Origin of the sequence: Propionimicrobium sp. PCR01-08-3 (assembly GCF_030286045.1) — a bacterium.
In the GTDB taxonomy this organism is placed as follows: domain Bacteria; phylum Actinomycetota; class Actinomycetes; order Propionibacteriales; family Propionibacteriaceae; genus Brooklawnia.
Genome location: NZ_CP127390.1, coordinates 3,132,121 through 3,158,804, shown reverse-complemented (window position 1 = coordinate 3,158,804; position 26,684 = coordinate 3,132,121). Strand labels below are relative to the sequence as shown.

At 62.8% G+C, this 26,684-nt stretch carries 21 protein-coding genes; 2 read left to right on the top strand and 19 right to left on the bottom strand.

Annotated elements, in window-relative coordinates; genetic code table 11:
* Window positions 1-14 precede the first annotated feature (14 nt).
* Window positions 15-1,289 (bottom strand): serine--tRNA ligase, encoded by a 1,275-nt coding sequence (gene serS / locus QQ658_RS14640; protein ID WP_286025573.1) that lies wholly within the window; start codon window positions 1,287-1,289, stop codon window positions 15-17.
* Between the two features lie 266 nt (window positions 1,290-1,555).
* Here serS and QQ658_RS14635 point away from each other — a divergent pair, with 266 nt between their 5' ends.
* Window positions 1,556-2,485: a diacylglycerol/lipid kinase family protein gene (locus QQ658_RS14635; RefSeq protein ID WP_286025572.1), complete on the top strand. Its 930-nt coding sequence runs from the start codon at window positions 1,556-1,558 to the stop codon at window positions 2,483-2,485.
* 183 nt (window positions 2,486-2,668) lie between these two features.
* Here the strand turns inward: QQ658_RS14635 and pheA are convergent, their stop codons facing one another.
* The 8 genes from pheA to QQ658_RS14595 form a co-directional block, all read right to left on the bottom strand.
* Window positions 2,669-3,637, bottom strand: coding sequence for a prephenate dehydratase (gene pheA / locus QQ658_RS14630; RefSeq protein ID WP_286025571.1), 969 nt, complete (start codon window positions 3,635-3,637; stop codon window positions 2,669-2,671).
* 242 nt (window positions 3,638-3,879) lie between these two features.
* Window positions 3,880-4,743 carry a DNA-formamidopyrimidine glycosylase family protein gene (locus QQ658_RS14625; RefSeq protein WP_286025570.1) on the bottom strand — a complete coding sequence of 288 codons (864 nt, stop codon included), beginning with the start codon at window positions 4,741-4,743 and terminating at the stop codon, window positions 3,880-3,882.
* Window positions 4,744-5,039: 296 nt separating this feature from the next.
* Window positions 5,040-6,392 carry a GntP family transporter gene (locus QQ658_RS14620; RefSeq protein WP_286025569.1) on the bottom strand — a complete coding sequence of 451 codons (1,353 nt, stop codon included), beginning with the start codon at window positions 6,390-6,392 and terminating at the stop codon, window positions 5,040-5,042.
* A gap of 123 nt (window positions 6,393-6,515) precedes the next feature.
* The gene (locus QQ658_RS14615) at window positions 6,516-7,418 is read right to left on the bottom strand and encodes an NAD(P)-dependent oxidoreductase (protein ID WP_286025568.1); all 903 of its coding nucleotides are present in this window, start codon (window positions 7,416-7,418) and stop codon (window positions 6,516-6,518) included.
* A 218-nt stretch (window positions 7,419-7,636) separates the two neighbouring features.
* Window positions 7,637-9,070 (bottom strand): four-carbon acid sugar kinase family protein, encoded by a 1,434-nt coding sequence (locus QQ658_RS14610; RefSeq protein WP_286025567.1) that lies wholly within the window; start codon window positions 9,068-9,070, stop codon window positions 7,637-7,639.
* Between the two features lie 196 nt (window positions 9,071-9,266).
* The gene (locus QQ658_RS14605; RefSeq protein ID WP_286025566.1) at window positions 9,267-9,965 is read right to left on the bottom strand and encodes a FadR/GntR family transcriptional regulator; all 699 of its coding nucleotides are present in this window, start codon (window positions 9,963-9,965) and stop codon (window positions 9,267-9,269) included.
* Window positions 9,966-10,183: 218 nt separating this feature from the next.
* Window positions 10,184-10,894: a leucyl/phenylalanyl-tRNA--protein transferase gene (gene aat, locus QQ658_RS14600; RefSeq protein ID WP_286025565.1), complete on the bottom strand. Its 711-nt coding sequence runs from the start codon at window positions 10,892-10,894 to the stop codon at window positions 10,184-10,186.
* Window positions 10,895-10,923: 29 nt separating this feature from the next.
* Window positions 10,924-12,273, bottom strand: coding sequence for a citrate synthase (locus QQ658_RS14595; RefSeq protein WP_502928973.1), 1,350 nt, complete (start codon window positions 12,271-12,273; stop codon window positions 10,924-10,926).
* A gap of 392 nt (window positions 12,274-12,665) precedes the next feature.
* Between QQ658_RS14595 and QQ658_RS14590 the strand changes: the two genes are divergently transcribed.
* Window positions 12,666-13,346 (top strand): EcsC family protein, encoded by a 681-nt coding sequence (locus QQ658_RS14590; protein WP_286025563.1) that lies wholly within the window; start codon window positions 12,666-12,668, stop codon window positions 13,344-13,346.
* Between the two features lie 3 nt (window positions 13,347-13,349).
* Here the strand turns inward: QQ658_RS14590 and adhE are convergent, their stop codons facing one another.
* The 10 genes from adhE to ortA all read right to left on the bottom strand — a co-directional run bounded on the left by adhE (window position 13,350) and on the right by ortA (window position 26,675).
* The gene (gene adhE, locus QQ658_RS14585) at window positions 13,350-16,049 is read right to left on the bottom strand and encodes a bifunctional acetaldehyde-CoA/alcohol dehydrogenase (RefSeq protein WP_286025562.1); all 2,700 of its coding nucleotides are present in this window, start codon (window positions 16,047-16,049) and stop codon (window positions 13,350-13,352) included.
* A 65-nt stretch (window positions 16,050-16,114) separates the two neighbouring features.
* Window positions 16,115-17,032, bottom strand: coding sequence for an ATP-grasp domain-containing protein (locus QQ658_RS14580; protein ID WP_286025561.1), 918 nt, complete (start codon window positions 17,030-17,032; stop codon window positions 16,115-16,117).
* Window positions 17,033-17,036: 4 nt separating this feature from the next.
* Entirely contained in the window at window positions 17,037-18,491 is a 1,455-nt protein-coding gene (locus QQ658_RS14575) for an amino acid permease (RefSeq protein ID WP_286025560.1), read from the bottom strand.
* Window positions 18,492-18,592: 101 nt separating this feature from the next.
* A complete protein-coding gene (ald, locus tag QQ658_RS14570; RefSeq protein ID WP_286025559.1) occupies window positions 18,593-19,717 on the bottom strand; it encodes an alanine dehydrogenase in 1,125 nt (374 codons plus the stop codon).
* A gap of 140 nt (window positions 19,718-19,857) precedes the next feature.
* Window positions 19,858-20,940, bottom strand: a complete 1,083-nt coding sequence (locus tag QQ658_RS14565) for an alanine/ornithine racemase family PLP-dependent enzyme (protein ID WP_286025558.1) — start codon at window positions 20,938-20,940, stop codon at window positions 19,858-19,860.
* Between the two features lie 4 nt (window positions 20,941-20,944).
* Window positions 20,945-22,324, bottom strand: a complete 1,380-nt coding sequence (locus QQ658_RS14560; protein ID WP_286025557.1) for a glutamate mutase L — start codon at window positions 22,322-22,324, stop codon at window positions 20,945-20,947.
* 3 nt (window positions 22,325-22,327) lie between these two features.
* Window positions 22,328-24,544, bottom strand: a complete 2,217-nt coding sequence (oraE, locus tag QQ658_RS14555) for a D-ornithine 4,5-aminomutase subunit OraE (protein WP_286025556.1) — start codon at window positions 24,542-24,544, stop codon at window positions 22,328-22,330.
* A complete protein-coding gene (gene oraS / locus QQ658_RS14550; RefSeq protein WP_286025555.1) occupies window positions 24,541-24,924 on the bottom strand; it encodes a D-ornithine 4,5-aminomutase subunit OraS in 384 nt (127 codons plus the stop codon). Before oraS ends, oraE begins: the two co-directional genes overlap by 4 nt.
* Window positions 24,925-24,969: 45 nt before the next feature.
* Window positions 24,970-26,379, bottom strand: coding sequence for a 2-amino-4-oxopentanoate thiolase subunit OrtB (gene ortB, locus QQ658_RS14545; protein ID WP_286025554.1), 1,410 nt, complete (start codon window positions 26,377-26,379; stop codon window positions 24,970-24,972).
* Window positions 26,376-26,675, bottom strand: coding sequence for a 2-amino-4-oxopentanoate thiolase subunit OrtA (ortA, locus tag QQ658_RS14540; protein WP_286025553.1), 300 nt, complete (start codon window positions 26,673-26,675; stop codon window positions 26,376-26,378). The genes ortB and ortA overlap by 4 nt, the downstream gene beginning before the upstream one ends.
* Between the last annotated feature and the right edge of the window lie 9 nt (window positions 26,676-26,684).

Below are 26,684 nucleotides of genomic sequence, written 5' to 3'. Positions count from 1 at the left end.
CCGATCTCTGCGAACTAGCTGATCGCCTCGAAAACCTCGCGTCCACCCAGATACGGACGAAGCGCCTCGGGGATGGTCACCGAGCCGTCGGCGTTCTGGTAGTTCTCCAGGATCATCAGGATCATCCGGGCCATCGCGCACAGCGTGCCGTTCAAGGTGGCGAGCGGCTTCGGACCCTTCTCGTCGCGGAACCGGATGCCCAACCTGCGGGCCTGAAACTCGGTGCAATTCGAGGTGGAAGTGATCTCGCGGTAGCGCTGCTGGCTCGGCACCCAGCCATAGCAGTCGTACTTGCGGGCGGCGCTCAGCCCGAGATCACCGGAGGCGACGTCCAGTACCTCGAAGGGAATACCCAGCGACGAGATGAACTCTTTCTCGTAGCCGAGCAGCCTTTGATGCTCGGCTTCGGCGTCCTCGGGGCGGCAGTAGACGAACATCTCGAACTTGTCGAACCAGTGCACCCGGAAGATGCCGCGGGTGTCCTTGCCGTAGGAGCCGGCCTCGCGGCGATAGGCGGGGCTGAAGCCCGCATAGCGAATCGGCAGCTTCCCGCCGTCCAAGATCTCGTTGGAGTGGTAGGCCGCCAGCGGCACCTCGGCGGTACCCACCAAGTACATGTCGTCGCGCTCCAGCTTGTAGACATCCTCGGCAGCTTGGCCGAGGAAACCGGTGCCGTCCATCGCCGACGGCTTCACCAGGGCCGGCGGAATCATCGGGGTGAATCCCCACTCCAACGCCTTGCTCAGCGCGTACTGGATCAGCGCGAATTCGAGCAACGCACCCGGCCCGGTGAGGAAATAGAACCTCGAACCCGACACCTTGGCGCCACGCTCCATGTCGATGCCGCCGATGATCTCACCGATCTCCAGATGATCGCGGACTTTGATGCCCTCGGCCTCGAAGTCGCGGGGGGTACCGACGGTGTCGATGACGTAGAGGTCGTCCTCGCCGCCGGTGGGCACGCCGTCGATGACGATGTTTCCAAAGCTCTTCATGACCTCGTCAAACCGGGCCTCGGCGGCGTCCACCTGAAGCTGCAACATCTTGACCTGGCCCGACAGTTCCTTGGTGCGCGCCAGCAGGGCGGCCTTCTCGTCCCCGGTGGCCTTGGCGACCTGCGACCCCAGCGACTTCTGTTCGGCACGGGCGGACTCGAACGAGCTGATCGCAGCGCGACGCGCCTCATCGGCTTCGATAGCGGTGTCCACCAGTTCAACGGACTCACCGCGAGCCTGCTGAGAACGGCGAAGACGGTCAGGATCGGTGCGCAGCACCTTAGGGTCGATCATGAAACCAAGCCTAGCGAAATCGTCCATGGACGCTGACCGCGACCGAGCCAGGGACGGACGCTGACCCAACAGAGGGCTGAGCCGTGTCCGGTCGGTACCGGCAGCACTCAAGCACCACACCGACCAGAGATCGTCGGCGCTTTCGGCCACGTGACGAAGGATGCGCGGGCAAAGCGGGCTCCTTCGATAGTCTGTAATCACGAAGTCGAGCGGAAAGCCACTGTCTTCATCTGCGTGATCTCCATTCACCCAGTAGAAAGCCGAGAATGACGACCAGCGTTGAACCAGCCCCTGTCCCGGGGCGCCGCGCGGCCGTCGTCTATAACCCGATCAAGGTGGACGAGCGGGCTTTCCGGGCGCTGGTCAACGCCAAGGCGTGGGAACATGGTTGGCCGGAACCGGTGTTCTATGCGACCACGCTCGCCGACGCCGGTCAGGGCGCGACTCGCCGGGCTGTCGCCGAAGGAGCCGAACTCGTACTGGCGGCAGGCGGCGACGGTACCGTCCGGGTGGTCACCACAGCCCTGCGCAATACCGGTGTGGCAAGCGCGATCGTTCCGGTTGGTACGGCCAATCTGCTCGCCCGCAATCTCGGTATCTCACTCGACATTCCCCGCGCGCTCGACATCGCCTTCACCGGCGAGCCCCGCGAGATCGATCTGGCGCAGCTCGTGGTCGATGGCGATGAGGCCAATCCGGTGTTCTTCACCGGCATGGCGGGTGTCGGATTCGACGCCGCGCTGATGCGTGACACGGACGCCCGGCTCAAGAAGGTCGTGGGGTCGGCTGCCTACCTCGTCGCATTCGCCCAGCAGCTGGGTTATCGTCCTCGCCAGGTGAATTACCGGGTGGACGACGGCCCGAAGGCCGGGCGCAAGGCGGTGCTGGTTTTGGTCGGCAACACCCGCAGCCTGCAGGGCGGCATCGAACTCTTCCCGGACGCAGTCGTCGATGACGGCAAGATCGATCTGCTACTCGCCTCGCCGCGCACCCTGGCGGGCTGGGCCAGAGTTCTGGCCACCGTGCTGCACAAACTACGACGCAGCAAAGCCGTCGAATACCACGGGGGCCTGCGTTTTGTCATCGATCTCGAATCGGAGGCGCCTTGGGAAGTGGACGGCGACACCGAAGGGGTCGGCCGGCATTTCGAGTTCAGCGTGCTGCCGGGTGCGCTGCAGATCGTCACCGGCCGCTAGGCAGGGCGGGAGCAGTTCACCACCGGCCTGAACGGCCGCAGGCACTTATTGTGATTGATTTTGATGCGTACAGACGCAAAATCAATCACGATATCCGTCGTCTGGCGGCCATCGGGACAGTTGTCTGACGGTGGCCGAGGCCAGCGTTTAACATCTCGGACCTAGCTACCGGCCGTTGACGGGCTACCGGCCGTTGACGGGCACCTTTACCCCGTCGAGCGAGTGGTCATAGGGCAGCCGCGGGATCTCAGGGTTGACCTCCCGCAGCCAATCCAGAGCCTCTTGGTAGTCGAAGTCCTGGCCGCCGACCGGCACCTTCGGTTCTTTGCCGTCGGCTCTGGGATAGCTGCCCAAGAAGACCACCTGCTTACAGACCCGGTGCAGACCCATCAGAGCCTCGGCCATCCGAGCGTCCGAAACATGACCCTCGGCATCGATCGAGAAACAGTAGTCGCCCAGCGTCTTCTTGGTCGGACGCGACTCGACCCGGCACAGGTTGACACCGCGCGAGGCAAGTTGCTGCAAGATCTCGAGGAGGGCGCCCGGCTGATCCTGGCGCATGTAGGCCACCAACGTGGTCTTGTCGTACCCGGTGCGCTCCGGGCTCGGGCCGGGCGTGGTCACCAGGACGAACCGAGTCGCCGCGCGATCATTGTCGCTGATATTGGACGCCAGGCTCTCCAGCCCGTACAGCTCGCCGGCGACCTTCGCGCAGACGGCCGCGTCGAAACCGGAATCCGGGTTGGCGACGGTCTCGGCCGCACCGGCTGTCGAGCCTCGTTCCACCACGACCGCGCTGGGCAGCTGGGCGTCCAACCAGCCTCTGACCTGGGCAATGGCGTGCGGGTGGCTGATCACCCGTTTGATGTCGCTGAACTGGGTGCCGGGGCGCACGCACAGGTCGAAGGAGACGGGAATGACCACCTCTTTGACGATCTGCAGCGGCGACTCGATCCGCGCGAGATAGTCGAGGGTCGCGCTGACTCCCCCCTCGACCGAATTCTCGATCGGGACGAGCGACGCACTGACATCGCCGGCACGTACCGCGTCCAAAGCCCGGGCGACGGTCGGAAATGCGAGAGCCGGGGCGTCTCCCAAAGTCAGCAAAGCTTGATGGGTGAAGGTGCCCTCCGGCCCGAAGAATCCACGCATGCCGATCAGAATAACCCGGGCTGCTTGAACGCCGTAGAGCGGTCCACGCCCGGTGATCCGGTATCACTCCTGTCGGCCGGTAATGGTTCTTCCCACCGCACCTTGGGAGAGGAGAGCTCGCACCAGAAGTGGGCAGGCAGATGCCCGCCGGTGCGTCTTATTAATGCTGTACGGAATGGTCGGACGACGTGCGCTCAGTTACCGAGGTAATCGAGTTTGCTGGGGAACCGGCGTCGGCTCGCTTACCGCAACAGTTTGCTCATCCTGCGGTCTGCGAGGACTTTGCCCCCGGTCTGGCAGCCGGGGCAGTACTGCAGCGACGAGTCGGCGAAGTTGACCTGGGCGATCGTCGAGCCACAGATCTCGCAGCGCTCGCCGGCGCGTCCATGTACTTTCATCGCCTGTCGTTTATCGTCTTTCAGCTTGTCGGGCGGTAAACCCTGGCAACGGTCGAGTGCCTCGGCGAGCACCGCATTGATCTGGTCGTACAGCATCCGGCGGCCTTGCCCATCGAGGTTGGACGCCGGCATGAATGGGCTCAGTTTCGCCGCATACAAGATCTCGTCGCTGTACGCATTGCCGATTCCGGCGATCCGGTGCTGGTCGCGCAGCACTCCCTTGATCTGCGACCTGCCCGCGTCGTCCATGATCTGATCGAAGACCCCGAAGGTGAACTCGGACGACAGGGGGTCGGGGCCGAGTGAGGCAATCTGCTCGATGGAAGCAGGGTCATCCGCAACCCAGATCGCGAGCTTGCGCTGGGTTCCGGCCTCGGTGAGATCGAAGCCGGACCCATCGTCCAGGGTCAACCGGAAGCTGAGCGGTCCCTTGCCCGGACGCGCCGGAGCGGCAGGTTGCTCCGGTTTCCATTTCAGCCAGCCGGCTCGCGAGAAGTGGACGATCAGATGCTCGCCCTGGGCGTCGATGTCGATCATCTTGCCGTGCCTGCCGACACCATTGATCTCCAGGCCGATGAGCGCGGCCAGCGGAGGTTGATAGGTCTTGAGCGCGGAGAAGTCGGTCAGTTGGACGCCCGCGATGGCGTGCCCCGCGAGCTGGGCGTCCAACCAGCCGCGCAGTGCCTCGACCTGAGGTAGCTCTGGCATCTCGCCTCCTTGGTCCCGGTCCTGCTACCTATTATGGCCGCGCGCTGACCCTGCTCTCCACTATGGGTTCTGCTCTCGTCACCTAGCGGAAGCAAGCTCCAGAACGGGCGCGAGGAGAACGATGCATGGATACAGGTTCCTAGCCCCGGCTCCCGCTATGTACCCCGGGTCTCCATTTGGCTCTCACTATGGATGCTCGTCCCGATCCGGCTCGCACTATGTACTTTGCTCCCGCTGTAACACGAGCGAGAAGCTATAACGGAAGCCGGATTCACAACGCCAGCAACAGCGCCCATTCAGACGACCAACCAGATGAGGCAGACCGCACCGAAACCGACGAGGCTGCAGATCGCGGTGAGCAGCGTCCAGGTCTTGAGGCCGTCGGCCACGCTCAGACCGAGATACTTGGTGACGATCCAGAAACCGGAATCGTTGATGTGCGACAGGCCGAAGCCGCCGAACCCGATCGCCAGCGCGATCAGCACGATCTGAATCTGGCTGAAGCCGCCACCCTGCACCGCCGAAACCATCAATCCGGCCGTGGTCAGCAGAGCAACGGTCGCAGATCCCTGCGCAGCACGCAGCGCCAATGCGATCACATAGCCCATCAGCAGCACCGGCATGCCGAGCCCGACCAGCAGGTCTGACAGCGCGGCACCGACACCGGTCTCGACGAGAACGTTGGCGAAGACACCGCCCGCTCCGGTCACGAAGATGATGATGGCGACCGTGTCGAGCGCCGAATCAAGCACCGAGCTGCGTTTGGACAGATTCCACCTCTCTTTCGATCCGATCAACAAGTAGGCCAGGGCCACGCCGACCAGAAGCGCGGTGATCGGCGCGCCGCCCAACGACAGCGCCCGCTTGGCCAGCGAGCCGTCCTCGACGAACAGTGCACCGGTCGTCCCGACCATGATCATGGCGAGCGGAATGAGAATGATCGTCAGCACGGTACCGGCACCAGGGCCCGGACGCGCAGTGATCTCTTCGACGCTGCCACGCATGGCCGAGGCCGCCGGCGAGGCACCGATCTTGATCTTGTCGAGTTTCATCCGCTTCGATACGAGGTAGCCGACGACGGCCATCGGGATGCCACAGACGATGCCGATGATCGTCATCATGCCGAGATCTGCGTCCAAAGTGGCGGCGATCGCGACCGGGCCGGGATGTGGCGGCACCGATACGTGCACGGCCAGCAGCGCGACGCCGACCGGCAGGCCGATCTTCAGCGGATTGATGCCAGCCACCTTGGCAAAGCCGAAGATGATCGGGGCGAGAATGATGAAGCCGACATCGAAGAAGACCGGTATGCCCAAGATGAAGGCTGCCGCGGTGACGGCCATGATGACCCGTTTGACGCCGAGTTTGCCGGTGAAGGCGGCGGCCAGCCGTTCGGCGCCTCCGGATTCTTCGATCATCTTGCCCATCATCGCCCCTAGCCCGACGATGATGGCGACCGATCCGAGGGTCTTGGCCATGCCATCGGTCAGCGTGCTGATGACCTGATCGAGCGCCAGCCCGCCGGCGAGCGCGGTGCCGATCGATACCAGCAGCATCGCCACGAATGCCGACAGTTTGAGCACGATGACGAGGACGAGCAGCACGGCGATCGCCACCACCGCCAGCCCGAGAAGGTATGCCTGACTCACCGGTTCACCTCCCACGCAGGGGAATCTCCGGCCTCGAGAATCAGGAATGCGCGCGAACGTCGCTCCGGCGCCATCATCCGCCGACGGAAGCGGTGTCCATGTCTGGTCTTGCAGCCACTCATCTCATGCCTCCTCGGGAGCAACCACGGTGATCACCGACGAGTCGTCCTGGGCTGCCTTGCCCTGGGCCTCACCCAACAGGTAAAGCTGCCCGGCGGCCGCCGCGACCGGTGCAGCCAGATGCGCCGAACGGCAGGCGTCGGCGACGATACCCATGTCCTTCACGAAGATGTCGAGCCGGCTCTTGACCTCGGCGCCATCTTCGTCGTACGCCTGCAGCATCCGCTGCCCGCGGTCGCCCAGCATGAACGAGGCCGCCGCCCCCGACATCAGCGCATCAAGGGCTTTCGCCTTGTCGAGGCCGAGTTTTCCGGCGAGCGCCAGCGCCTCACCGGCGACCGCGATATGGACGCCGCAGAGCAGCTGGTTGACCGTCTTCATCTTCTGGCCGTCGCCCGGTTCGTTGCCGATGCGCACCAGGTTGGACGCGAGTGTCGTCATCACCGGCTCGGCCAGCGTCCAGCCCTGCTCGGTCGCGCCGACCGTCATCAGCAGATCGCCCTTGCCGGCGCGGACCGGGCCGCCGGAAACCGGGGCGTCGATGAGTTCGAGGCCGTCCGCGGCCAGCTTCGCCGCCACAGCTTGCACGGCCTGGATACCGACCGTCGAGGTCACGACGATCGCCGCGCCCTTATTGAGTTCGGCCGCGACCCCGGTCTCGCCCCAGAGCAGGTTCTCCAGCTGCGGCTGGTTGCGCACCGCGACCAGCACCAGATCGGCGTTCTTAACGGCCTCGGCACCGGACCCGAAGGTCGCGACTCCGGCCTTTCTGGCGAGCTCGATTCGAGCCTCGGCGATATCGAAGGCCCGCACCGGGTACCCCTGCGAGCGGAGCCAGGTTGCCATCGGCAAGCCCATGGCCCCCAGCCCGAGGACGGCGACGGTACGTGTGTTTTCGGTTGGCATGGTTGATCTCCTGTGATCGATTGCGATGGGATCGCCATCTGGCGTCCACCATTGAGGTGTTTTGTTGATGTGGATATGGCTGCAGGCCGAATTGCCGCGCCCGAAATCCGCCCGCGCGCCCGATATACCTGGCGCGGCTTCCGATTTCGTGCGCAGGAAACAACGACGAGAATGATGTTGCCCGGCCGGGCCCCCGGCTGCGCGCGGAAGCGGAAGGCCTAGCGGGAGAGCTTGTCGGTGACTTCGGCTAGCGATTCTTCGTCGCCGACGTTTCCGGCGAAGACGATGTAGGGGATGCCGCGGGCGGGGCCCTCGACCGGCTCCCACAACGACACGATGCCCGGCAGCATGGGGCCTCGGACGAATGCCTTGGCCATGCCGAGGCCGCGCGCTGCGACATCGCTGGAGGTGATGCCACCCTTGGCGATCACGAACCGCGGCGGATACTCGGCGATCGTGCGCTGGACGATCTCGACAACTGCGTCCGAGACCGCTCGGGCAATGGCCAGCGAATCCGCTGCGTCCTGACCGGTGACAAGCGTCCGTGACGTCCGGACGACGACATTCCCCTCGGCGAGCCCCGCGACGACCTGCTCGACTATGGCGTCCAGGTGCTCGTCGCGGCCGGCCGTCAGCACGACCGGCACGTCGATCTCCACCTCGAACGGCCGACGCCGGGCACGCAGCGCGTCCAATTGCCTGGTGGTCTGCTGGACGTGCGAGCCGACGACGATGAGCCCTCCGACCGCGTCCTCGGCGAGCCCGCCTTGCCGGATCTTCTCCAGATCGTCACGTTCGAGGGGCGGATGGACATCCTGGCCGATGCGAGCCCGGACGAAGGGCGGCCCGACCCGGTAGATGAAACGCTTGCCCGCGTCTTCGGCCTCCTGCAAGGCAAGCGACAACCGACGAAGGTCGTTCTCGTCCACGATGTCGGGGACGATCGGTTGTTCGGCACTGGCCCGCTTCAACCGGTCCACGACCGCCGGTAGATCGGTGCGCAACTCGGCCAGCGGAATCTCGATCACCGATGACGCAGCCAGCTCGCCGCCGCTCTTCTCTTCGACCCAGTCGGCCAACCGGGAACTGCGGTAACCGAAGGTGGCGTCGCGGGCGAACTCGGTCTCGCCGACCGGGGTGAAACCGTCGGCCATGCTGCCCGCGTAGTGAATCCCGTCGACCGTGATACGCCCGGCATCGCCGAATGCCGGTACGATCACGATGCCGTCGACGCGGGTGCCGTCGTGGTCGGCGATGCAGCCGGCGAGCACTTGGGGCTCGAGCGGGAAATGCCCGCGCAAGGTGGAGTCCGAGCGTGACACGAAGTCAACCCGGATTCGGGTGCGATCGGAGGCTTCGAAAGCCGCGGCAGCGACCTCTCGGTTGCGCTGGGCGGCGTCGTCCGGATCGAGGCTGCGCGAGTTCGTCATTACGTAAACGGCCGGACGATCCTGAGTGAGCGCCCACTCCATGGACTCGGGAGTCCAGTCGGTGAGCACCGGCAGGTCGGCGACAGACTGTGTGCCGGTCGGATCATCGTCGAGGACGACGAAAACCCGGGACGCATCGCCTGCCGCGTCGCGAACTTCTTGCGCTGGGGTTTGGGCGGTCGGCGGCTGGCCGGCCAGCAACCGTTCGAAACTGATGGGCATCGACTCTCCTATGAGTTAATCATCAGATATCTGATGTCTGGATCATAAGGGACGCGGCAGTCATGCGACAAGAGCGCGGCGCGATACAGCAACGCGCCTGAGCGTGCGCCAGATTGCAATTGGCCGGCGAGCCACGGTCCAGTCCGAAATCTAGAGTGCACTGAGGCGCGTTCCCACACCTTGCCGAGACAGAACCTCAGCGCGACAGCACGTAGGTTTCCAGGTCGCGCTGGGTCTGATCCATGTGGGAGGTCATCGCGCGGCCAGCTGCCTCCGGATCGCGGGCGACGATCGCGTCCAACACGCCTTGGTGCTCGGCGATCGCATGCTCGCGAATGTCGGCGACCGACGAGGTCTGCGTCCGGGAGAACTCCAAGGTCGGGCGCATCGGGTCGAAGATCGCGGCGACGAAAGGGTTTCCCGTTCCTTGCAGGATCGTGTCATGAAAATCGATGTCCGCGTCCACGAACGTGTCGACATCGCTGTCTTCGGCGGCGGCGCGCATCTTCTGGACACAGCATTCCAGCGTTTCGAGAACCGAGTCGGGGCAACGGGCCGCGCACAATTCGGCGGCGCCGATCTCGATCATCCGGCGGACCTCGATGAGCTGGCGCGATACCCCGGTGCCCTTGGGGTCGAGGCGCTGTAGCCGGGCGATGGCATCGATGTCGCGCCAGTGCTCGGCCGGCACCACGAAGGTTCCCACACCATGGGCGACCCGGATGACTCCCCGTTGCTCCAAGCCCTTCATCGCCTCACGGACGGTCAGCCTGCTTACCCCACACTCACGGGCGAGGGCTTCCTGGTTGGGAAGTGCACCATCGGCAAAGTCACCGGCCAAGACCCGGTCGATCAGCGCGGAGGCCGTCGCGTCCACCAGGTTCTCGCGACTCATCAGGCCTCCCAGACTCTTCAACCGCGTTCAAGTGAACTCGGGTGGCCAGCGTCTCCCATCCAATGGGTCGGCCCTGGCTGAGGAAAAGATTAGCGCTCTCGCGCGAGCCCAGCTCTTCGTCATTCTGGATCAGTCCGGGCCGATACCGCGGAAGGCGTCATGCGGACGACCGAAAGCCACGTGCTTGGGCCGCCGCGGATCGGATGGAAATAGGCGAGCTATGCCGTGCGTTGCATTCGCCAGTCGCCCGGCAGCCTCAGGGCAGACCATACGGTTTGCGGCTCCTGCAGGGCGACATCCAGGCGTTCGAGGTAGTCGGCGCGCGATATCTCGCTTGCGCCGAGGCTCGCCAGGTGATCGGTCAGCCACTGCACATCGAGCAAGGCGGTGCCGTCGGGCCGGCCGCGCAATTCGTTGATCAACCGCACCAGAGCCACCTTCGAGGCATCGCGTCCACGCTCGGGGTCGTGGAACATCGATTCCCCGGCGAACAGCCCCCACAAGCTCACCCCATACAGACCGCCGACCAGGCGTCCGGACGAATCCCAGGTCTCCACAGAGTGGACGACGCCTTCGTGGTGGGCCTGGGTGAAGATCTCGCGGATGTCGTCGTCGATCCAGCCGAACGGACGCGACGGTTCGGCGCAGCGCTCCAGAACCTCATCGAAAGCGGCATCAATGGTCGTCGTGTAGTGGCGTGCCGATTTGAGCAGGCTCTTGGTCACCCTCAGATCGTCCAACTCGATGATGCCTCGCCGCATGGGCGACCACCATCCCATGCGGGCGTCGAAACTCGCGTCGTGTAGCGGCATCGGGAACGCGCCCGAACAGTAGGCGGCCAGTGTCATCGGCAGGTCGAACTCGTCGCTGAACGCGATGAGGTCCTGGCTCGGCCACGTACTTGGTGGACCGAAAGCCTGCATCGACATGTTTCCAGTGTGGCACCCGGCACTGACACTCAGCGTGCGTGCCGCGGCACCCACTCCCTCTTCTCGCTGCCCACATAAAGCTGGCGCGGACGATAGATCTTCTGACCGGGATTGTCGTGAATTTCTTTCCAGTTGGCGATCCAGCCGGGCATGCGTCCCATCGAGAACATGACCGTGTACATATTCAGCGGAATACCGATGGCGCGCAAAATGACACCGGAATAGAAATCGACGTTCGGGTAAAGCTTGCGTTCGACGAAATAGTCGTCGTTCAACGCGAGATCAGCAAGTTCTTGCGCCATACCCAACAGAGGATCATCGATCTTCATCGCCGTCAGCAGACGATCGGCAGCACCGCGCAGAATCTTCGACCGTGGGTCGAAGTTACGATAAACCCGGTGGCCGAAGCCCATCAGACGCCGATTATTCTTCTTGTCCTTGACCTGATTCAAGAATTCCTGGGGTGAAATACCCTCACGCCGCATCCGCTGCAGCATCGTGACGACCTCGGTGTTCGCGCCACCGTGCTTGGGGCCCCACAAGGCCACCACACCGGCCGAGCATGCCGCGTAGAGGTTCGCTTCGCCCGAGGCGACCATCCGCACGGTGGATGTCGAACAGTTCTGCTCATGATCGGCATGCAGCACCAAGAACATGTTCAATGCATGGCTGACTTCTGGGGATGCTTCGTATTCCTTGTAGGGAAGCGAGAACATCATGTGTAAGAAATTGTCGACGTAGCGCAGGTCGGGACGTGGGTAGATGATCGGCTGGCCGATGCTCGACTTGTATGAAGCAGCCGCAATCGTCCGGATCTTGCTGATCAGCTTGGCCGCGTAGATCTCCAGCGCCGCATCGTCTCCCGGCTCGATCTTCGGACGCTCATGGGTCGACAACGAGTTGATCATCGCCGACATGATGGCCATCGGATGCGAATTGGTAGGGAAAGCATCAAAGTGCTTCATCATCGATTCGTGCAGCGCCGAGTATTCGGTGAGTAAATCGCTGAAATGCTCGCGTTCGGCCTGGGTGGGCAGGTGCCCGAAGATCAACAAATAAGCTGTCTCGACAAAACTCGAATGTTCAGCGAGGGTTTCGATGGGATATCCGCGATAGCGCAAAATTCCCTCATCGCCGTCGATGAAGGTAACTTCGGACGAACACGAACCGGTATTTCCGTAGCCGTCATCGAGGGTGATCAAGCCGCTTTGGGTGCGAAGCTTGCTGATGTCGACGGCCCGCTCCCCCTCGGTTCCGGTGAGAATGGGTAGCTCATAGACGTGCCCGTCGACTTCGAGTCGCGCGTATTCAGCCATGCGGGCTCCTTTCGTTCGGTTCCATGGTGGCCTTTCAGGGGCGGGCCAAGGCACCGATATCAGACTGCGATGCATCCTAGCCGGAATGCGAGAGCGTGATCTTATCGGGCCAGGTCAGTTCCACTCGGCCATATAGGTCGCCCGACGAGGTTGAGCACGCCCGTGCGCGCACTATTCACAGTATTGGGCACAGCGATCGCGATAGCGATAGCTCGAAGAATTAACGCTACCCGCATGACTGCTCGTCCGATCTGATGAACCCGGGCGAAATCGGGGAGGCAGCATTTCGGCCCGTGGCTAGCACGTACTAGCGTGGTGGCAGTTGGACACGAGTGGGAGCATGGCCCATAACCACCTATCGAGCAGGCACAAGTCAACAGGCCATGTGGACGCAATGGCCCGCGCGGTCTTTACGAAACAGCGGGTGACGACCGCGCATGAACGGGGAGCACATCATGGCCGAGAATGACGGATTCGGGAAATCGATCATCGGCGCCGCACCCATCGACGCACCAGATGTCACGGCTCGCCTGCTCCGCACGCTCGTCGGCTTCGCCATCGACGGAACCGACTGGTTCCCCGGCGCTCGGGCCGCAGCCGGTAAGCAGCTGCAGAACAAGGGATCGGTCGAGGCCGCGATCTCGTCCGTCACGACCGGCCACGTGACCCTTTCGGGTGCGCAGGGATTCGTGACCAACCTCGGCGGCATCGCGACCCTGATCATCGGGGCCCCCGCCAACCTTGCCGGTGTCGCGTTGGTGCAGACCCGCATGGTTGCGGCGATCGCTCACCTTCGCGGCTATGATCTGGACGACTCGCGGGTCAGGCATGCCGTTGTGACGACGCTTCTCGGCCAGCGCATCGTCGATGAGCTGGTGGCTCACGGCGACCTGCCCGGCAGCCCGCTGGTGCTGGCCACCGCGCCCGGCATCGATTACCGGCTCGAACAATTGATCTCACAACGGGTGATGACCGCGCTGCTCACTTCGACCGGCGGCAAGCAGGCCATCGGCCTGGTCGCGAAGCGCATTCCGGTGATCGGCGGCGGCGTGGGAGCAGCTACAGATTCCTGGAACACCGCCGCGATCGCCCGCTACACCCGCGCCCAGTTCGTCAGCCGCCGCGGCTCGCGCTGATTTTCACTCACTGACCTTCCCGGCTGCTTCGATGACCTCGTCGATCTGCTCGCTGAGGCGCTCGGTTTCGGCCCGATGCCGGGCCACCACTTCCTCAAACGAGATCCCGTAGTAGGCCGCTTCCATCAAGATCTTCATATCCTCCAGCATCGGCATCCGCGGGTTCGCCGGAGCACACTGGTCTTCATAGGCCGCCATCGCGAGATCGTCGAGTCCGTTGATGAACGTCTCCTCGTCAACGCCCTGATCACGGAAAGAGCGTTCAATGCCGACGCGGTCGCGCAAGTCCTCCACCGCCCGCGCGTAGCTTTCGACGCCCTCGGCGGGAGTCGAGGCCGGCAGACCCAGATGGACCGCGATCTCCTGGAACCGCTCGGGGACGATATATCGCTCGTACTTCGGCCAGCTGTTGAGCTTCGTGGGTACCCTGCCGTTGTAACGGATCACTTCGGGCATGTATACGGCATTGGTGCGGCCGTGAACGAGATGATATCTACCTCCGGTCGGGTGCGACATCGCGTGCACGATGCCCAAGAAAGCGTTGCCGAAGGCCATGCCGGCGATTGATGCAGCATTGTGCATCTTCTCGCGAGCCTTGATATCGGCTGAATCAGTGCTGTTCGGTGGGGCCTTGGTGCTGCGCTCGATATTCTCGAAGATCAGCTTGATCGCGTGCAGGCAGAGTCCATCGGTATAGTCATTCGCGTAGACCGAGACATAGGCCTCGGTAGCGTGGCTGAGGGCATCGAAACCGGCATCGGCCACCAGGAATCCCGGTAGTTGTTTGGTCAGCACGGGATCGATGATTGCCACAGCCGGCGTCAGCGCGTAGTCGGCAAGCGGGTACTTCATGCCAGTCTGGTCATCGGTGATGACCGCGAAGGGGGTCATCTCCGAGCCGGTGCCCGAAGTCGTCGGGATGCAGACCAGCTTCGCCTTCTTGCCAAGTTCGGGGAACCTGAACGCCCGCTTGCGGATGTCGAAGAACTTCTCGCGCATATCGGAGAACTGGGTCTCGGGGTGCTCGTAGAGCAGCCACATGACCTTGGCCGCGTCCATCGGTGAACCGCCGCCCAAGGCGATGATCGTGTCCGGGCCAAAGGCACGGATCTCTGTCGCCCCCGCCTCCACCTCGGATACCTTCGGTTCGGCGCGCACTTGGTTCAGCAACTGTACGTGGACGTGATTCTCACGGCGGTTCAGTATGCCGGTGATCGCATCGACATAGCCGAGATCGGTCATCGTCTTGTCGGTGACGATCGTAACGCGCTCGACACCGCGCATCTCGGCGAGATAGCGGATCGCATTCGGCTCGAAGTAGGTTCTGGCCGGTACCTTGAACCACTGCAAGTTGTTGTTTCGCCGTCCCACTCGTTTGATGTTCAACAGGTTCACCGCCGATACATTGTTGGAGACCGAATTGCGTCCGTAGGAGCCGCAGCCCAGCGTCAACGAGGGCATGAAGGCGTTGTACATGTCACCGATACCGCCATGGGACGACGGGGAGTTCTCGATGATTCGGATCGCTTTGACGGCCTTGGCGAACGCGGTGATCGTCTCCCGATCGCTCGAATGGACGACGGCAGAATGACCCAGACCGTCGAAAGCGACCATGGCCGCCGATAGTTCGATGCCGTGCTGCACGCTGCTCGCGCGCAGTACCGCGAGCACCGGGGAGAGCTTCTCGCGGGTCAGTGGCTCCTGCGGGCCGACGCCGCTGACCTCGGCGAGGATGATCGAGGTGTCCTCGGGCACCCGGAACCCTGCTTGCTTGGCTATCCAAACCGGAGACTGGCCCACTATCGTCGCATTGAGCTTCGCCTGATCGCAGTCATCGCTCCCCGCGGCCACTCCGAAGATGAACTGCTCGAGCATGCGCTTCTCAGCCGCATTCACCCGATAGGCGTGCAGCCTGGCGAACTCGGCCAACGCCTGCTCGGCGATCGGCTCGTCCAAGATCACAGCCTGCTCGGATGCACAGACCATGCCCATGTCGAACGCCTTCGACAACACGATGTCGTTGACCGCACGTTCGACGTCGGCGGTGCGTTCGACGAACGCCGGGACGTTGCCGGCACCCACACCAAGTGCCGGCTTGCCACATGAGTAGGCGGCCCGCACCATGGCGTTGCCGCCGGTCGCCAGGATGAGAGCGACCCCGGGATGGTTCATGAGCTCCCCGGACGCCTCCATCGACGGCTCCTCGATCCACTGGACGCAGCCTTCCGGAGCGCCGGCCTCGATGGCCGTGTCCCGGACGATCCGAGCGGCTTCGGCCGAGCATTTCTGCGCCGCAGGATGGAATCCGAAGATGACCGGATTACGGGTCTTCAGGGCGATCAGCGCCTTGAAGATGGTCGTCGACGTGGGATTGGTGACGGGGGTCAGCGCACAGATCACACCGATCGGTTCCGCGATCTCGGTGATGCCGCTGATCTCGTCGTGGGAGATGACCCCGACGGTCTTCTGGTTGATGATCGAGTTCGTCACATGCTCGCAAGCGAAGATGTTCTTGACGGCCTTGTCCTCGAAGATGCCGCGACCGGTCTCCTGCACCGCCAGCACAGCCAGCGGGCCGTGATTGTGGAGCGCCGCAACCGACGCCTTGCGGACGATATGATCGATCTGCTCTTGGGTGAATGATGCGTATTCTGCTAGCGCACTCTGCGCCTTTGAAACCAGCGCATCGATGTCGTTTGTCATTGGGGCTCCTCCCCGATGCGGACGACTTCGTCCACATCTTTGCTGAATGAAGTCCTGACGGGAAATTACCTTGCGGCCAGCCTATCAATCACCGCCTGGGCGAAGATCTCGGCGACCTCAGGAATGATGTCCGCGAAATACGCCGGCTCGAAGGCCTCGACCTCGAGGATCTGAGGCTGGGTGCCCGCGGCCATCGCCACGTCGATCCGAGCGTAGAGCGGCGTCTGTGCATCGCTGGAGAAGCCGCGACCGCGACCGATCGTTTGGATCGCCGCCATCACCTGGTCACCCACGGCGATCTCCGCCGCGGTCGGGTGGCCGCGTGAAATGTCCTCGATGTAGTGGCCACCGATGTAGCCACCGCCGAAAGTGAGGATCGGGCCTTTATGGAAGGACGCGGCGAACTCGCCGTTGAAGTAGATCAGTGCGTTCTCGCCGTGCCGGGTGACGTGCTCGATGGCAGGCTGCACCATTACTGTCTTGCCAAGAGCGAAGATCTGGCGAGCCAACGTCAGCGCCGACGGGTCGTCGCTGGCGAACCATCCAGTGTTGGCGGAGGCCACCGAGACGGTGGGTTTGACGATCACGCTGGCGGCCTTACAGTTCGCGATCGCCTCGCCCACCTGTGCCGGTCGGGTACAGAACTCAAACGGGGCGCAGGGCACCCCGGCATTCGCCAGATCCTGCAGATAACGTTTGTCCATATCCCACTTGATCAATTCGGGCGGGTTCAAGACGCGCACCTGCTGAGTGACCTGGTCGAGCCAGTGCATGAACTCTGCATAGCGTCCCGGGTAGTCCCACGGTGAACGCATCACTGCCAGATCAAAGCCCGACCAGTCCACTTGCTGGTCGTACCAGATCGGGGTCTCGACCTCGAATCTGCGGGTCTTCAGCGCAGACACCAGCGCCTCGATATCACGCTCCTCATCACCGAGGAATTCGGCGTCGGTGGTCACCAGAGCAATACGTTCCCCGGTCATGGGTTCACTCCTGTTGCTCGCCGACTGCTGTCGTCTGCGTAGCGCCAGGATTCTTGAGTCGCCGCGAATGGAAGAAGTAGGCCACACCGATGACGACGAACCAGATCGGCGTGACGAACACTGCTTGGCGTGTTTCCGCGTCAAAGCAGAGGATTACCGTGCTGATCACGAAGAAGGCGATGACCGCCCATGCCGCCACGATGCCACCAGGCATCTTATAGATGGACTTTTGGTGCAGTTCGGGGTACTTGCGGCGGTACACCAGATAGCAGACGACGATGACCGACCAGGTGAAGATGAAGAGCACCGCGGCGATCGAGGTGACCAGTGTAAAGGCTTCGATGATGGTATCCGAGGTGTAAAGGAACGCTACGCCACCCATCAGCATCACTAGCGAGACGATTAGTGCGTTCTGCGGCACGTTACGTTTCGACAACTTGCCGAATGCCTTTGGCGCCTGCCCGTCGAGCGCTAAGCCGTACATCATACGCGAGGTCGAGTACATACCGGAGTTGTCAGATGATGCAGCAGCGGTCAGCAGGACAAAGTTCATCACCGAGGCAGCCGCACCGAAGCCGGCCAGACCGAACATCGACACGAACGGGCTGATACCGGGAACAACCGAACGCCACGGGATGACGGCACAGATGGCGGCCAGCGCCAGCACGTAGAAGAGGGCCAGGCGAACCGGGATCGCGTTGATCGCACGCGGCAGGTTGCGCTCGGGGTTTCTGGTCTCGGCCGCGGCGGTGCCGACGACTTCGAGACCGACGAAGGCGAAGAAGGCGATCTGGAAACCACCCAGGAAACCGAGAGCGCCGTTCGGGAAGAAGCCGCCGTCATTCCACAGGTTCGAGATCTGTGCGGCGTTGCCCTCCGGGGAGACGAAGCTGCTTGCCAGCAGCCAGGCCGCGACAATGATCAGCGCGCCGACCGCCACGAGCTTGATCAAGGCGAACCAAAACTCGGCCTCACCGAAGAAGCGCACCGCCAGCACATTCAGCAGGAAGAGCACGACCGCTAACGTCGCCGATGGCAGCCAGAGCGGCACCTCCGGCCACCAGTACTGGGCATAACCGGTGATGGCCGCCAGGTCGCCCATGGCCGCGACGATCCAGCTGAACCAGTAGGTCCAACCGACGATGAAGCCGCCGGCGGGACCGAGCATGTCCTCGGCGATATCGCGGAATGACTTGTACTTCAGATTGGCCAGGAGCATCTCTCCCATGGCGCGCATCATGAAGTAGAGGAAGAAACCGATCAGAGCGTAGACCAGCATGCTGGAGGGGCCGGCGACGTTGATCGTCCGGCTGGATCCCATGAACATGCCGGTGCCGATGGCACCGCCGAGGGCGATGAGTTGCAGGTGGCGATTGGAAAGGCCGCGTTCGAGTTCGCGTTCTTCGATCGAGGCTTCGGCCAATAGGTCAGCCTCAGGTGTTATCTCGGTATCACTCACGTGTGAACTCCCTTGTTCGTGCACTGCCGGAGCCTGCCGGGCGTCACCACACACGCCCGGCGAGCTATTGGTGGAGGTGGGTTCGTCTTGATGAACGGTTTTCAGCCGACCAGGACGTCGTCGGCCGGGACGTACTGGGCGGCGAGACCAAGGTCACGGGCTACCGGCAGGCTGGTGAGCTTGCCCGCGGAAGTCGACAAGCCACGGGCCAACACATGATCGGCGTTTAGTGCCTGGCGCCAGCCGTTGTCTGCCAGTTCGGTGATGTATGGCAAGGTCGCATTGGTCAGTGCATGGGTCGAGGTGACAGGCACCGCACCGGGCATATTGGCAACTGCGTAGAAGACCGAGTCGTGTACCTGGTAGGTAGGCTCCGCATGCGTCGTCGCATGGGTATCGGCGAAGCAGCCGCCCTGATCGACGGCGATGTCCACAAAGACCGAGCCTGGCTTGGCGTTGGCAACCATCTCGTTGGTGACCAATTTTGGTGCCTTGGCGCCCGGCACCAATACGGCGCCGATCACCAGGTCGGCCTCGCGCACCGCCTCCTGGATCGCATATGCCGTCGACATCCGGGTCTTGACCTGACCGTCGAACTCGGCGTCCAGAGCGACCATGGTTTCCGCGTCGATGTCAAAGATGGTGACATCTGCTCGCATACCGTGAGCCATCTGCGCGGCGTTACGTCCAGCGGTGCCACCGCCGATCACCGCAACCTTGGCCGGCGCCACACCGGGGACTCCCGGTACCAGTACGCCGCGCCCACCGTTGTGTTTCATCAATGCCTGGGCGCCCACCAACGTCGAAAGCCGGCCAGCCACTTCGCTCATTGGCTGCAGCAGCGGAAGCCCGCCGCGATCGGTCTGCACGGTCTCGTACGCGATCGCCAAAGTGCCCGCCTGAAGCAGGGCCTGGGTCTGCGCCTCGTCCGCGGCCAGATGCAGGTAGGTGAACAGCACCAGGTCATCACGCAGGAAGCCGTACTCCGAAGCGATCGGCTCCTTCACCTTCACCAGTAGCTCGGCCTCGCTCCAGGCATCGGCCGCGGTTGGGACGATGGACGCGCCAGCCGCGCGATAGTCCTCATCGGTGATCGCGGATCCGAGACCGGCGCCGGACTGGACGAGTACCTGATGTCCGCGCGCAACCAAGTGATGCACGCCTGCCGGGGTCATGGAGACGCGATGCTCCTGGTTCTTCACTTCTGCGGGAACTCCGATTTTCATCTGCCTTTTCTCCTTTGAATGGGTCTTGTTCAACTGTTTTTGGGTGCTCTGACGCGGTCTTGAGGGTTGGCTGTTCTCTCGTTCGACTCGGCTGTCAGTGCCGAATTGAGTCGTTCTGTCGGCTGCAAACCGATCGCGTGTCAGCAGGCGCGGACTGCCTGCTTGTGTACGTACGGTGAAGTGCTGGCGGCCAACAAGGCGGCGTAGTTTGGCGAGAAGCTCAGCTCACTGCCCAGCCGGACCTCGCTACTCGCGTCGGTGACGTCGAGAATCAGGTGGTCTGAGCTGGCGCCAACCACAATGATTCCTGGGTCTTGAGGGGTGAGACCGTCAGGAGACGCATCCTGACGGCCCAGATTGCAAATTGCCCGCCAGCGTGTGCCCCTATCCACCACAACGGGATACTGTCCGAAGGCGTCCTGACCTACCTCGCCGACTGGTACTGACGGCTTGCGCTCCAGTTCTATTACCTCGGCAACCACTCGTACAGCGTCTTGCCGAGTACCTCGCCAAGGTTTGCGGTCGAGAGTTTCACGGCCGAGGATGATGGACTCGCCCAGCCGAAGGTGGTTTATCTCGTCTGGCATGGCCCCGCTGGCCAGCAGATTGAGATTGGCGCTATTGCCACCCGAGAGCAGGTCCAGCGACAGCCCGGTGGCCTGGCGGCATTGCTCCCGCAGATCCACCAGCATGGCCATCTTTTCTGCACTCGGCAGCACTCCGCCGTAACACGCCAGATTGGTCCCCAAACCGGCCAGTTCGATCTGCGGCAACGACGCGGCCTTCGCAACCTCATCGATCACCCGATCGGGCCAGATGCCCTCACGCAAGTCACCGACATCAACCATCATGATCACCGCGTGTCTGGTTTTCTGCTCGACCGCCGCACGGGACAACGCAGCCACCGTCTCGGCCGATGAGTTGAGCGAGTAGTCCGCCCACCGCACAGCACGAGATGCCTCGCTTGGCGACGGTGGCCGCAGCAACAGCCGTGGCGCACGCAGCCCGAATTCAGTGACGCGCACGAGGTTCGCGATCCGCGAGTCAGCCACCATCGCCACTTCTGCGTCCGCGAATGCTTCCAGGACGACCGGATGGGCCTGCATAACCTTGCTGACCGCGGCCACCTGAATGCCGTGCGCGGCGCATTCGGCAATCAGTGCCCGAGCGTTCCCGGCAATCCGCTCCGGATAAATCTCGAGTCTGGGTGTGCAAGTAGTCATGGGTTCACTCCGTCACTTCTCCGGCGGTTTGCTCGATAGCCAGAGCGGCTCCAGATTTTCCGGTCGTCGAAGCAACCCAGTCGACGAAGGTCGCGGCGACCTCATCGTGGTAGACCTGCGCCAGCGTGCCCAGGGCCGAGAAGCGATAGTCTCGATCGATGAGAATGCTCGCCTCAGGTGGCGGCAGCAGCCGGGATCCCGCTCCGAGTCGGATACCTGCCAAGATCTCCTCGCCGCCGGGCACTCGGGTTAGCGCACCGCCCGTGCCCACGATCCAGCGCACTGCGGTCAAATCCTTGCCTCGCACGATTTGCACTTTCCCGGTGGGTGTGAACAAGTCGTTCACGCTCCCGGCGTGCCGGCGGATCCCGGCTTCCACCGCATGCTCAGTCAGCCAGTGGGTCAACCTCACTTCTTGTTCGGCTGCGGGCATAGCCCGCAAGAACTGGAATCTCTCCTCGTCTCCGGTATCGCCGGTCAAGGCCGCGATCCGGTGGGCATTCACGTACACGCCCAGATCGCCCTCGACCGTGCGTTTGGCCCTCGGCTCAGGATCGATCGTCCGACTTGTCCATTCGAGAGTGCCGTCGGTGACGCTGTGAATGTCGGTAGTGGCACCACCCACATCGATCACTAAGGCATCCCCGAGGGCATCTGCAAATATCTCGGTAGCCAGCAGCACCGCGCCAGGCGTAGGCAGGATATCGAAAGTAGAGATATCGGCTAGCGCCGTCATACCTGGTGCCTTCGTGATGTGTTCGTTGAACACCTCGTGAATGAGCGCCCGGACCGGTTCGATATGCAGTACGTCGACATCCGGAAAGACGTTGTCGGCGCACATCAGCTGGATACCGGCATCGGCGAAAATGCCTCGCACGCGGCGACGTACCGCGACATTTCCGGCATATACCACCGGAACATCAAGACCAGCCCGCGCGATCATCCGAGCATTGTTGACGACGATGTCCTTTTCGCCGTAATCCACACCGCCGGCAAGCAGAATGATATTCGGTTGAGCTTCCCGCAGATCATCGACATCGTACGAATCAATCGACCCGGCCGTGGTCTGCACGACGATCGCGCCGGCACCCAAAGCCGCCTCCTTGGCGGCGCGGGCGGTCATGCCAGCCGTCAGCCCATGGACGCTCATCCGCAGCCCACCAGCGGCCGAGCTGTTCACGAATGTCTCGACGCCACTGGTAGGGACATCCGACGAGGAGCGCATCTGGTCGATGGCCGCCGCCACGCCGAGGCCGACATCGCCTTGCTTCACCGAGGTAGAGGCGAACCCCTGGCCGATATGCGTGAACCGGCCATCAGCCAGGTAGAACGCGTTTGCCTTGGTGATCGTGGAGCCGATCTCCAGCGTGACGACGGTCTTCATCGCCTACTCACTCACCTTCAGCATGTCGTGGTCGCGCATCGTACGTACGATCGCGTCCAGCACATCAATGCCTTTGGTTCCGCGCCCGAAGGTGGCGTCCAAGCCGGTTTCGGCAGCCATGTCGCGGCTAACTTGAGTACCGCCGGCGATAAGCACCATCTTGTCGCGGACGCCTTTTTCCGCGGCGATCTCGGCCAGCTTCTTCATCATGGTGCGGTGCACCTCGTTATGGCTGATGATCGTCGAAATCAAGATGGCATCTGCGCCCGTTTCGATCGCGGCATCGACCATTTTCTCGACGGGCACCGAGGTGCCGAGATAGCGATATTTGACGCCGTACTTCTCGATCCCACCGTGCTTGATATCGAGAATCTCACGCATACCCACCGAATGCTCGTCCTCTCCGACAGTGCCCGCGACGACCGTGATGCCGTTGTCGTTGACGGCCTCACGCAATTCAGTCTCCGGGAGCAACTCGTGTTTCTCGGGAATGACCAGAGTCGTCTTGTCGATATCGAATCCGACATGGCCCTTCACCTCGACGAAACAGCCCTCGGCCGGCTGCAAAACCTGCAGGTTAACGACCTCCGGCTCGCTCAGTCCCATCTTCTTGGCCATCTCGAGAGCAGCCTCGCGCGCGATCTCGGCATTGTCCGGGATCATCAGCTGTACCAAGGCGACTCCATCACCGGCCCATTCGGCTTCGGGACGAAGCAAGTCGCCGGTGCGGTACTGCTCGGTCTTGACCAGCCGCTTCTCCACGCTGTCTTCAGGGTCGAGTTCGTCGATGTAGACGATCTTCGACGGATCACAAAGCGTGCAGCCGCCGATCAAGTCGCAGGCCTTGTCGATGCCTTCGGGCAGTGCGTTGTTGCCGAAGTGGTCGCAGACCGGCGCCAGATAACCGGGATCCCGTTCGACCACTGTGCCGGTCGCGGTGCCGCCGTCGCTCGCCCGGGCAATGCCGTCGTGATTGCGTTCGGGGAACTCGGCCGAATCGACGAAGAAGCCCTGCTCGACAGCTGCGAAGTAGCCACCGGCATGCAGCATTTCGGCCAAGAAACCGATCGCGCGCTCCTTCAAATCGCGGACCATGTCGCCGAGAGGACCTTCGCGGTTGATGGTCAGCAGCTCTTTGATGCCGTCCAGCGCGGCCCAGGTCTGCTTGACGGTCTGCAGGCCTCGAATCGAGTTGTAGTGCCAGGGCAGGTTACGTCCCTCGTCCGGGGTGATGGTCGACTGGATATCGGCGCTGGTCAGCATCGAGATCATGGTGTCGACCACGTGGGTGCGGATCGCCTCGGGAATGTCCGACTCGATGTAGCGGGTGTTCTGCTGGGCGCGCATCTTGTAGTCCGAGAAGAAGTCGCGCAGCGCCACCGCGTAGGGCAGGTCGTACCACAGCTTGGGCACCGGCGGTGCGCTCGGCGGCACGGTCGACAGGCCGATCATATTCGTGGGCATGCCGGCCATCTTCGAAAAGATCGAGTTCAAGCCGTGCTGCACCATCAGCTCGGGCATCACCTTCCAACCCTGACGGGCGGTCGCGTTCGCATTGTGTGCGCCGTCGATCTGGAAAATACGCGCTCCGGCCATCACGCTCTTGGCCTCGGCAGCGTCCACGAAGCTGCGGTACATATTGATATTGCGATAGAGCACGTTGTATTGCGGATCCTGGTGGGCGCCGTTGACGCCTTCCTCCGCGAAGAGCACCGCGACTTCGGGCCCAGCCACACCTGAGACATAACTGTGGAAGTTGATCGGCCGGCCGACTTCATCCTCGATCAGGTCGCAGGCCTTGCGACTGGCGCGCAGCTGCTTGCGGGTGATCGGCACACCACCGACGCCCTCGGGGGTTCCTTCCATCAAGCCATCGATGTGGCTCTGGCCCGTGGTGCGGATGACCATAATGTGATCGGCACCGTTCCAGGCTGCCATTCGCATGCGACGGATGTCGTCCTCGAAACGACCGGAGGCGATCTCGGAGGTGACAACGCACGATGGCTGTGGATCGATGCCCTCGAAGTATTTTGCCGCCGGCATCGGCACGCTGCGCTTCAGCGGCGTCGACATGTCGCGGTAATGGAAGGCGCCCATATCGATGCCTTCTTTGGGGCAGTCCCGCCAGGTCCAGCCCTTGCGCGGCGGGTGATAGTGCTCCAGGTCGCTGATGATTTCTTCGACGTCGATCTTGGCTTGCGGATCGAGATGCTCGCTCACTTCGTGCTCCCCTCGAAGAGACCGTCGAGCACGGCCGGATCCTCGGCGATCTGCGCGGCGGCGGCGCGGATGTCGACGCCATCACGGCGGGACAGCCGAAGTACGGCATGCCCGGCACCTTTGCCGAGCAGGCCGGCCAGATAGAGGTTTTCGACAACCGCATGGGTGGTGCTCGAATCGATACCCATGCGCAGCAGTACCGAGCGTTCGATGGACGCGGTAGTGTGGGTGCGCGCCAAATCCACGACGGGCGTCATCACCTGCTCGCACAGTTCCCAGAAGCGGGCCTTGAGTGCGGTGTCGTCCATATCGGCCAGTTCGGCACGCAAGGCGTCGAAGCGCGCCACTCGGGCGGTCTCCTCGCTTTGCTCTTCAGTCATTTCTGCAGTCCTCCCTTGTACTGAAATTCGTGATGCAGGGCGTGGTCAGGCGAGTTCGGCCGCGAACTCGCGCACTTTGTCGACCGAGGCGTTGATATCGGCGGCCAGGAACTCGACATCTGTCGGGGTCCACTCCCCTACCGGATGGGCTTTGGCGGCCTGCTTGATGTAGCTGCGGCGTAGCCGCTCCAGATCGAGTGGCTTGCCAGCCACCTGGTTGAGCCGTTCGGGAATCACTATCGCCTTGCCCGGGACATTGTCCGCGGGGTCGCCCCGGCGCACCTCGATGCCGCGACTGCGAGCGAACGACAGCTGGCTGTTGTGGTGCTTACCGGCTCCGGTGTACTCGGTCTCCTGCACCACGACGATCTGATCGCGATCCATCGTGCAGGCCAGCGCGACAGCCGCCGTGAGACTGGTATTGCCGGCAGGACCCCGCTCCAGGCCCTCCAATTTGGTCAGCAGTTCGGTGATATAGAAGACCTCACCTTGGGTAACCAGCTGGTAGCCGTCCATGTAGCGCAGCGCGCGGGCAGCGTTCTTGGGGACGTCCACTCGATCCGGCCAAGTGGTGAACGGCACTCCAAAGCCGGTGTGACCCGTGGTAAACGACTTATTGTTGAAGTCGGTATCCGAGGCCATGTGCAGCCCGCTCAGATCGACCGAGACCGCGATCACCTCGGTCTTCTCGCAGCCCGTCTGGCGTAGCCCGCGGGCGGTTCCGGTCAGGTTACCGCCTCCGGCATTGGTAACCACCACCGCATCCGGTTCCTTGCCGTAACGGGTGCGGACCTGCTCACCGATCTCGGCGCCGAGGGTTTCGATGCCGAGAATTCCGAACGGAGTGTACAAGCTGGCGTTGAAGAATCCGGTGTCCTCCAAGGTGCGCAATAGCACGTAGAAGAGCTCCGGGCCTACGGTCAGCTTGAGCACCTCGGCGCCATAGGCCTCGCATGCGCGGGCCTTCTCCACGATCTCTGGCTGTCCGACCTTGTGTGAATCGAAGATCTCCTGAACCACGATGCACTTCAGGCCCCGCTGGGCTGCTTGCGAAGCGACTGCGGCTCCATAATTGCCACTGGTCGCGGTCACCATGCCCTGATATCCCTTCTTCTGGGCCTCATAAGCACTGATGGACGCGCGGCGGGCCTTGAAGCTGCCGGACGCATTGGCGGCCTCGTCCTTCAACAGGATGGTGGCTCCCTTACCCGGCTCGGAGATCTCGCGCACGGCTTCTGTCAACCGGTGCAACTCGTGAAGCGGCGTATCGCCGACCTTGCTATCTCGCTGGATGGTCGCAACATCGTCCAAGCTGTAGCCCGAGGACGCCATCATGGCCTCGTAGTCGAAAGCGATCGGGCTCTGCACGAACTGGTCGTAGTCGAGCCCCAGCGCCTGGCGCATGATGTCGTTCTTGCGGGCCATGACAGCCGCGTAGGAGTTGTCTCGGCTCATGACTCGTACTCCGTCCCAATCGTCAGGATTTCGCGCACCGTGGTGCCGAAGCTGTGCGAATAGCTCGGATTGATCCGACTCAGAGTTCCGGTATGCGCGCGGCCGATGATCGACCGGATGGTGACCTCATCGCCGACCTGCGCGTCGGCGACCAAGAAGCCGTCGACCCACTGAACGAGCGGGGTGGCCGCGGTATCGGCCGGCAAACCAGCCGCCCGCTGCTGCGGCGTGAGGATAGTTCGCTGGATCTCGACCCAGGTCCCCGCCGAGGCTGTGTCGTTGGTTGTCGTAGTCATCTACCTGTA

Excerpts from the sequence above, each read along its gene's own strand:
- serS (WP_286025573.1), bottom strand. The coding sequence starts at position 1,289 with ATGATCGACCCTAAGGTGCTGCGCACCGATCCTGACCGTCTTCGCCGT.
- QQ658_RS14615 (WP_286025568.1), bottom strand. The coding sequence starts at position 7,418 with ATGCCAACCGAAAACACACGTACCGTCGCCGTCCTCGGGCTGGGGGCC.
- pheA (WP_286025571.1), bottom strand. The coding sequence starts at position 3,637 with ATGCGTGGATTCTTCGGGCCGGAGGGCACCTTCACCCATCAAGCTTTG.
- aat (WP_286025565.1), bottom strand. The coding sequence starts at position 10,894 with ATGTCGATGCAGGCTTTCGGTCCACCAAGTACGTGGCCGAGCCAGGAC.
- oraS (WP_286025555.1), bottom strand. The coding sequence starts at position 24,924 with ATGACTGAAGAGCAAAGCGAGGAGACCGCCCGAGTGGCGCGCTTCGAC.
- QQ658_RS14580 (WP_286025561.1), bottom strand. The coding sequence starts at position 17,032 with ATGACCGGGGAACGTATTGCTCTGGTGACCACCGACGCCGAATTCCTC.
- ald (WP_286025559.1), bottom strand. The coding sequence starts at position 19,717 with ATGAAAATCGGAGTTCCCGCAGAAGTGAAGAACCAGGAGCATCGCGTC.
- QQ658_RS14625 (WP_286025570.1), bottom strand. The coding sequence starts at position 4,743 with ATGCCAGAGCTACCTCAGGTCGAGGCACTGCGCGGCTGGTTGGACGCC.
- adhE (WP_286025562.1), bottom strand. The coding sequence starts at position 16,049 with ATGACAAACGACATCGATGCGCTGGTTTCAAAGGCGCAGAGTGCGCTA.
- QQ658_RS14560 (WP_286025557.1), bottom strand. The coding sequence starts at position 22,324 with ATGAAGACCGTCGTCACGCTGGAGATCGGCTCCACGATCACCAAGGCA.
- QQ658_RS14610 (WP_286025567.1), bottom strand. The coding sequence starts at position 9,070 with ATGCCCATCAGTTTCGAACGGTTGCTGGCCGGCCAGCCGCCGACCGCC.
- QQ658_RS14605 (WP_286025566.1), bottom strand. The coding sequence starts at position 9,965 with ATGAGTCGCGAGAACCTGGTGGACGCGACGGCCTCCGCGCTGATCGAC.
- QQ658_RS14565 (WP_286025558.1), bottom strand. The coding sequence starts at position 20,940 with ATGACTACTTGCACACCCAGACTCGAGATTTATCCGGAGCGGATTGCC.
- ortA (WP_286025553.1), bottom strand. The coding sequence starts at position 26,675 with ATGACTACGACAACCAACGACACAGCCTCGGCGGGGACCTGGGTCGAG.
- QQ658_RS14635 (WP_286025572.1), top strand. The coding sequence starts at position 1,556 with ATGACGACCAGCGTTGAACCAGCCCCTGTCCCGGGGCGCCGCGCGGCC.
- ortB (WP_286025554.1), bottom strand. The coding sequence starts at position 26,379 with ATGAGCCGAGACAACTCCTACGCGGCTGTCATGGCCCGCAAGAACGAC.
- QQ658_RS14590 (WP_286025563.1), top strand. The coding sequence starts at position 12,666 with ATGGCCGAGAATGACGGATTCGGGAAATCGATCATCGGCGCCGCACCC.